The 6833-nt window shown below is 60.1% G+C and carries 7 protein-coding genes; all 7 read left to right on the top strand.

Annotated elements, in window-relative coordinates; translation table 11 throughout:
* Window positions 1–177 precede the first annotated feature (177 nt).
* The gene (locus EJA72_RS13705) at window positions 178–798 is read left to right on the top strand and encodes a cytochrome b/b6 domain-containing protein (RefSeq protein ID WP_157711977.1); all 621 of its coding nucleotides are present in this window, start codon (window positions 178–180) and stop codon (window positions 796–798) included.
* Window positions 795–1574 carry a molybdopterin-dependent oxidoreductase gene (locus tag EJA72_RS13700; RefSeq protein WP_157711976.1) on the top strand — a complete coding sequence of 260 codons (780 nt, stop codon included), beginning with the start codon at window positions 795–797 and terminating at the stop codon, window positions 1572–1574. The genes EJA72_RS13705 and EJA72_RS13700 overlap by 4 nt, the downstream gene beginning before the upstream one ends.
* 68 nt (window positions 1575–1642) lie before the next feature.
* Complete coding sequence (locus EJA72_RS13695; protein ID WP_157711975.1) at window positions 1643–1933, top strand: pentapeptide MXKDX repeat protein; 291 nt, start codon at window positions 1643–1645, stop codon at window positions 1931–1933.
* Between the two features lie 361 nt (window positions 1934–2294).
* Window positions 2295–2807, top strand: coding sequence for a formaldehyde-activating enzyme (gene fae, locus EJA72_RS13690; protein ID WP_157711974.1), 513 nt, complete (start codon window positions 2295–2297; stop codon window positions 2805–2807).
* Between the two features lie 10 nt (window positions 2808–2817).
* Window positions 2818–3852, top strand: a complete 1035-nt coding sequence (locus EJA72_RS13685) for an aldo/keto reductase (protein ID WP_157711973.1) — start codon at window positions 2818–2820, stop codon at window positions 3850–3852.
* Window positions 3849–5282: an NAD-dependent succinate-semialdehyde dehydrogenase gene (locus EJA72_RS13680; protein ID WP_157711972.1), complete on the top strand. Its 1434-nt coding sequence runs from the start codon at window positions 3849–3851 to the stop codon at window positions 5280–5282. Before EJA72_RS13685 ends, EJA72_RS13680 begins: the two co-directional genes overlap by 4 nt.
* A gap of 105 nt (window positions 5283–5387) precedes the next feature.
* Window positions 5388–6752, top strand: coding sequence for an MFS transporter (locus EJA72_RS13675; protein WP_157711971.1), 1365 nt, complete (start codon window positions 5388–5390; stop codon window positions 6750–6752).
* Window positions 6753–6833: the final 81 nt, after the last annotated feature.

Raw genomic sequence — 6833 nt, 5'->3', positions numbered from 1 at the left:
GTGTGTCAGCTACGCCGGAGTCAACTGACACACCATCGCGAGCAAGCTCGCTCCTACAGGTTATTGGGGGATTGGCGGGGGAGTTATCACGTTTTATTTAACTTTACGTGAGGATTTGGCGATCAGTCGGCTCCCATACTCGGCCCAACAAACAAGAACAACCGCCGGGAGCCCATCATGTCGCAGTTACCTGCTTCACCCACGGTCAGCACCCATCCCCGCTGGCTACGGTTGACCCACTGGTTGAACGCCCTGGCGGTACTGGTCATGGTCACCAGCGGCTGGCGGATCTACAACGCGTCGCCCCTTTACGATTTCAGCTTTCCCAAATCGATCACCTTGGGCGGCTGGCTCGGCGGTGCGTTGCAATGGCATTTCGCGGCGATGTGGTTCCTGGCGATCAACGGTCTGATTTACCTGATCGCCAATATTGCCAGTGGCCGTCTCTCACGACGCTTTTTCCCGGTTTCACCCCAAGGTGTGTTCCGCGACCTGTGGGCCGCGCTGAGAGGGCGATTGGGCCATGCCGACCTGAGTCACTACAACCAGGTGCAACGGTTTGCCTACCTGTTCGTGATGCTCGACATCACGCTGCTGGTGATGTCCGGGCTGGTGCTGTGGAAGTCCGTGCAGTTTCCGCTGTTGCGTGAATTGCTCGGTGGTTATGACGCGGCGCGGCATGTGCACTTCATCGCGATGTCGCTGTTGGTGGCCTTTGTCGCGGTGCACCTGGTGATGGTCGCGCTGGTTCCGAAAACGCTGTTGGCCATGATTGTCGGTCGCAAGGAGCCCGTATGAAAAAGCGCATCGAAGGCCTGGATGAATCCTCCATCCTCAAAGACGCCCGGAAAATCATCGCCCCGCAGATCGAGGACCGCTCGCGCCGTTCGTTCCTGATGCGCGGCCTGACCCTTGGCGGCGTGGCCATGCTCTCGGGGTGCAACATCACTGACAACGACAGTGTCGACACCGCGCTGTCCGCCATGTCCCGTTTCAATGATCGGGTGCAGGGTTGGCTGTTCAATCCCAACGCACTGGCGCCGACTTACCCCGAGTCGATGATCACCCGCCCGTTTCCGTTCAACGCGTTCTACGGCATCGACGAAGCACCAACCGTCGAGGAAGAAAGCTATCGACTGGAGGTCACCGGGCTGGTGGCCGACAAACGCAGCTGGCGCCTCGAAGAACTGCGCGCCATGGCGCAGACCGATCAGATCACCCGGCACATTTGTGTTGAAGGCTGGAGCGCCATCGGGCGTTGGGGCGGGGTGCGCTTCAGCGACTTCCTCAAGCGCGTCGGCGCCGACACGGACGCCAAGTACGTCGGGTTCAAGTGTGCCGACGACTACTACACCAGCATCGACATGGCCACCGCGTTGCATTCGCAGACCCTGCTGACGCTGACCTATGACGGCGCGGTGTTGCCCCGCGAATACGGCTTCCCGATGAAGCTGCGCATGCCCACCAAGCTGGGCTACAAGAACCCCAAACACATTCAGGCGATTTTCGTCAGCAACACCTACAGCGGTGGCTACTGGGAAGACCAGGGCTACAACTGGTTCGGCGGCAGCTGACGGCACCGACACTTTCACTGCGCAGCTCACGCTGCGTTCATTCGCAACTGTGCTCCAGGAGTTTCATCATGAAAAAGTTGACCACCGTCGTATTGTCCATGTGCCTCGCCGTGGGCGCCGCCAGTGTTTTTGCCGCCGAGACGACCAACGGCATGAGCAATGACAGCATGAGCAAAGATTCGATGTCCAAGGACGCGATGAAGAAAGACACGATGAAAAAGGACGCGATGTCCAAGGACACAATGAAGAAAGACGCCATGTCCAAGGACTCGATGAAAAAGGACGAGATGAAGAAAGATGCCATGTCCAAAGACACGATGAAAAAGGACGAAATGAAGAAAGACTCGATGTCGCAGTAATTCCGAACAACCACAATCCCTGTAGGAGCGAGCCTGCTCGCGATGGAGTGTCAGTCGGCATCAATGCAACTGACACACCCTCGCGAGCAGGCTCGCTCCCACAGGGTTATGCATTCCACAGGTATGACTAGGGGGTATGACTTGAAGTCATGCCCCCATGACTTTTAATGGTTACAGCCCCGCAAAGCCCCAGTGTTAAAAAATCGCAAACACAGCTCACCAACTACAAAAAAGAGCGTTTGCACCCATGACTGATCCTCTCCGCCACGTCCTGCGCTCTTCGACCCCTGACCTTTGTCACGCGACCATTTCGGTCCGCGTGCACTTCTGATCACCTCAAATCCCTGAAGAGTAATGACCCATGAAAGAACTCGACCTGTACATCGGTGAAGGTTTCGAAGGCCCTGGCGTCAACGCCGCACACATCAACATTCTGATCGGGCCGCGCAACGGTCCTGCAGGGCAGGCGTTCGCCAACAGCCTGGCCTCGCCGAGCCAGGGCCACTGCCCGTTCATGGTCATCGCCCAGCCGAACATTCCGGTCAAACCGATGACCCTGTATGTGAACAAAGCTGCTATCGGCAGCGACCTGCACGGTAACGCTACCTGGGGCGCGTCCCAGGCCGGTATCGCCAAGGCTGTGCTTGAAGCCTTGCTCGACGGCACCTTGCCACCGGAAGCCGAAGACGAGTGGGCCATCGTCACCGCCAACTGGGTCAACCCGGCCTGCGACGACCTGGATGCGGTCTACCTGAACAACTACAACGCCTGCCGCACCGCGATCCGCGCCGCCCTGACCGGCAAACCGGAAACCGCGCTGCTCAAAGAGGTGGTCAACCACATCAGCAATCCTTTCTACACGCCAAAAGCCTGAGGTCGACGCCATGCAATACACACGTTTGGGCAATTCCGGCCTCGAAGTCTCCCGCCTGTGCCTGGGCACCATGAACATGGGCACCCCGGACTGGAAACCGTGGATCTTCGATGAGAAGAAAAGCGAACCGATCGTCAAGCATGCGCTGGACAACGGCGTGAACTTCATCGACCTGGCCGACTTCTATTCCGCCGGCGTCGGCGAGGAAGTGGTGGGGCGCATCGTCAAGCGCCTGGCCCGTCGCGAAGACCTGGTGATCACCACCAAGGTCGGTTATGGCACCCGCAGCGGGATCAACGCCAGCGGCCATTCGCGCAAGCACATCATGGACAGCATCGACGCTTCGCTGAAGCGCCTGGACATGGATTACGTCGACGTCTTCATGCTGCATTACTTCGACGTGAACACCCCGGTCGAAGAAACCATGAGCGCGATGAACGACATCGTGCGTTCCGGCAAAGCCCGTTACATCGGCGTCTCGACCATGCTCACCGGGCAACTGGCGAAAATCCTCATGGCTTGCGAGCGCAACGGTTGGGTCAAGCCGATCAACATGCAGCTGCAACTGAACTGCGCCTACCGCGAAGAAGAGCGCGAGATGATTCCGTTCTGCCGCGATCAGGGCCTGGGGGTTTCCGTATTCAGCCCGCTGGCCCGTGGTTTGTTGACCGGTGACGCGCAGTCGACCCGTAACCAGACCGACTTTTTCACCCAGCAGATGTACAGCGACGAAGCCTCGTTCGAGATCGCGCATTCGGTACAACGCGTGGCCCGTGCCCGTGGCGTGTCCAACGCACAGATCGCCCAGGCGTGGGTCGTCAACCATCCGGGCGTGGATTGCATGCTGGTCGGCGCCGACACCACCGAGCAATTCGACAGCGCGTTGGCCGCGCTGGAGACAAAGCTCGATGCTGAAGAATTGCATGAACTGGAACGCAACTACACGCCGTGCGACGTGATCAATGATTACACCGCCGGCAAACGTATTTTGCGTTCGGCCCGTCCGGGTCTGGAACGTTTCACCCTGACCGAGGCCGTGGCATGAGCGCGCTGATTCGTAACGGCAACTTCATCGATGGCCAGTGGTCCAGCGGTGGTGCGACGTACTCGGTGTTCAACCCGGCCAACGGCGAGTTGATTGCCGAGGTGCAAAAGGCCGGCGCTGAACATACTAATCTGGCCATTGAGGCGGCCAACCGAGCCTTGCCTGCCTGGCGCAAATTGACCGCCAAGGAACGCAGCCAGAAGCTCAAGCGCTGGAGCGAGTTGATGCTGAGCAACCAGAAGGACCTGGCCACTTTGCTCAGCCGTGAACAGGGCAAACCCCTGGCCGAAGCCATGGGTGAAGTGGTCTACGCCGCGAGCTTCCTGGAATGGTTTGCCGAAGAAGCCAAGCGTGCCTACGGCGATGTGATTCCAAGCCACAAGGCTGACGCACGGATCATCGTGGTCAAGGAAGCCATCGGCGTGGTCGCTGCGATCACCCCGTGGAACTTCCCGCTGGCCATGGTCACCCGCAAGGTCGGCCCGGCGCTGGCGGCCGGTTGCACGATGATTCTCAAGCCCTCGGAAGAGACGCCGCTGTCGGCGTTCGCGTTGGCGGTGCTGGCGGAACAGGCCGGTATTCCGGCCGGTGTGTTCAACGTCGTTTCCGGTGATGCGGTCGCCATTGGTGGCGCGCTGCAAGCCTCCGGCATCGTGCGCAAACTGTCGTTCACCGGTTCCACCCGCACCGGCAAGTTGCTGATGCGTCAGGCGGCCGACACGCTGAAAAAGGTCTCGCTGGAACTGGGCGGCAACGCGCCGTTCATTGTCTTCGACGACGCCGATCTGGATGCCGCCGTCAAAGGCGCCATGGCCTCGAAGTTTCGCAACACCGGGCAAACCTGCGTTTGCGTGAACCGCTTCTTTATTCAGGACGGCGTCTACGAAGCCTTCACCGGCAAACTCGCCGAAGCCGTGGCGGCGATGCGGGTGGGCAGCGCGCTGGACGGTGAGACCGAGCAAGGTCCGCTGATCAACGCGGCTGCACTGGCCAAGGTTGAACTGCACGTGGGCGACGCGCTGGAGAAGGGCGCCAAAGTGTTGTGCGGCGGCCGTCGCCACGCACTGGGCGGCACGTTTTACGAGCCGACCATCCTCGCCGAAGCCAACAGCGACATGCTGATCGCCCAGGACGAAACCTTTGGCCCGGTGGCCGCGTGCTTCCGCTTCAAGGACGAAGCCGAGGTGCTGCAAAAGGCCAATGACACGCCTTACGGTTTGTCGGCGTACTTCTACAGCCGCGACATCGGCCGCGTGTGGCGCATGGCCGAAGGCCTGGAAGCGGGCATGGTCGGGATCAACGAAGGGATCATTTCCACGGAAGTGGCGCCGTTCGGTGGCATCAAGGAATCGGGCCTCGGTCGCGAGGGCTCGAAGTACGGTCTGGATGACTACCTGGAGATCAAATACCTGCTGATGGGAGGTCTGTAACCCCACACCCAACCCCTGTGGGAGCGAGCAGGCTCGCTCCCACAGGTACACCTCCCGCGCCAATCGGTTTCATTTCTCCATCAATAACAACAACTGGAGACGAACATGTCCGTAACACCGGTAAAAATCGACGACCTGCCCATCGGCCGCTTTCACATCAAGATCGCCGGCCTGACCTTTGGTGCGCACTTCACCGATGGCTACATCCTCGGCCTGATCGGCATCGCCTTCACCTTGCTGAGCCCGCAGATGCACCTCGATGCCTTCTGGCAAGGCTTGATCGGGGCTTCGGCGCTGATTGGCCTGTTCATGGGCAGCCTGTTTTTCGGCTGGATCTCCGACAAGGTCGGCCGGCAAAAAATCTTCTTGGTCAGCTTCGTGCTGATCACCGTCGCCTCGGTCATGCAGTTCTACGCCGAAACGGCCATGGGCCTGTTCCTCTGCCGGGTGCTGATCGGCATCGGCCTGGGCGGTGACTTCAGCGTCGGCCACGCCATGCTCGCAGAGTTTTCTCCGAAGAAGCACCGCGGTGTGCTGCTCGGCTCGTTCAGCGTGATCTGGACTTTCGGCTACGTCGCCGCGACCTTTGTCGGCACCGCCATGCTCAGCCTGGGTGACGATGCCTGGCGCTGGATGCTCGCTTCGTCGGCGATCCCGGCGGCATTGATTCTGATCGCGCGTATCGGCACGCCGGAATCGCCGCGCTGGCTGGTGAACCAGGGCCGGATTGCCGAGGCGCGAGCCATCGTCAAGAAACACCTGGGGGCCAACGTCGAACTCGACGAAACCCAATCCACCGAAACACGTTCCGGCTACGCGGTGTTGTTCAGCCGTGAATACCGCAAGCGCACCGCGTTCAACTGCCTGTTCTTTGTCTGCATCGTCATGCCGTACTTCGCCATCTACACCTTCCTGCCGTCGATCCTGCAGAAAATGGGCCTGGCCGAAGGCTTCGGCACCGAGCTGATGCTCAACATGCTGTTGATCCTCGGCGCGTTGATCGGGATATGGTGCACGATCAAATTCTCCCGTCGGGGCTTTTTGATCAACTCGTTCATCATTCTGGCGGTGGCGTTGTTCCTGCTGGCGGTGTTGCCGAGCAGTGCAGCGTTCCTGATGGTGCTGGTGTTCGGGGCGTTTACGCTGGTGTTGTCGGCGGTGAGCAACCTGGTGGGCGTGTTCCCGGCCGAGAGCTTCCCGACGGAAGTGCGGGCCAGCGGGATTGGCCTGGCCACGGCGGTGAGCCGTCTGGGGTCGGCGGTCAGCACCTTCCTGTTGCCGGTGAGTGTGGCGGGGATTGGCTTGAGCCCGACCATGGGGATTCTCGCGGCGATCCTGGCACTGGGCGCGTTGCTGTCCTGGGCGTGGGCACCGGAGACCAAATCGCTGACGTTGAGCCAGGCGTGCAAGGCGCAGAGCCCGGTGGAGGGGAGCGCACCGGTCGTAGTGAAAGTCGCCGCAACAATCTAAACATCGATGCAGATCCACTGTAGGAGCGAGCTTGCTCGCGATGGAGTGTCAGTCGACATCAGTGTTGCTGACACACCATCG

The sequence above is a fragment of the Pseudomonas sp. PB120 genome (assembly GCF_009761815.1).
Classification (GTDB): domain Bacteria; phylum Pseudomonadota; class Gammaproteobacteria; order Pseudomonadales; family Pseudomonadaceae; genus Aquipseudomonas.
This window is presented reverse-complemented; position numbering and strand designations above follow the sequence as displayed.

Bases quoted from the DNA above. Each gene is read 5' to 3' on its own strand.
- EJA72_RS13685 (WP_157711973.1), top strand. From the start codon at position 2,818: ATGCAATACACACGTTTGGGCAATTCCGGCCTCGAAGTCTCCCGCCTG.
- EJA72_RS13680 (WP_157711972.1), top strand. From the start codon at position 3,849: ATGAGCGCGCTGATTCGTAACGGCAACTTCATCGATGGCCAGTGGTCC.
- EJA72_RS13700 (WP_157711976.1), top strand. From the start codon at position 795: ATGAAAAAGCGCATCGAAGGCCTGGATGAATCCTCCATCCTCAAAGAC.
- EJA72_RS13705 (WP_157711977.1), top strand. From the start codon at position 178: ATGTCGCAGTTACCTGCTTCACCCACGGTCAGCACCCATCCCCGCTGG.
- EJA72_RS13675 (WP_157711971.1), top strand. From the start codon at position 5,388: ATGTCCGTAACACCGGTAAAAATCGACGACCTGCCCATCGGCCGCTTT.
- EJA72_RS13695 (WP_157711975.1), top strand. From the start codon at position 1,643: ATGAAAAAGTTGACCACCGTCGTATTGTCCATGTGCCTCGCCGTGGGC.
- fae (WP_157711974.1), top strand. From the start codon at position 2,295: ATGAAAGAACTCGACCTGTACATCGGTGAAGGTTTCGAAGGCCCTGGC.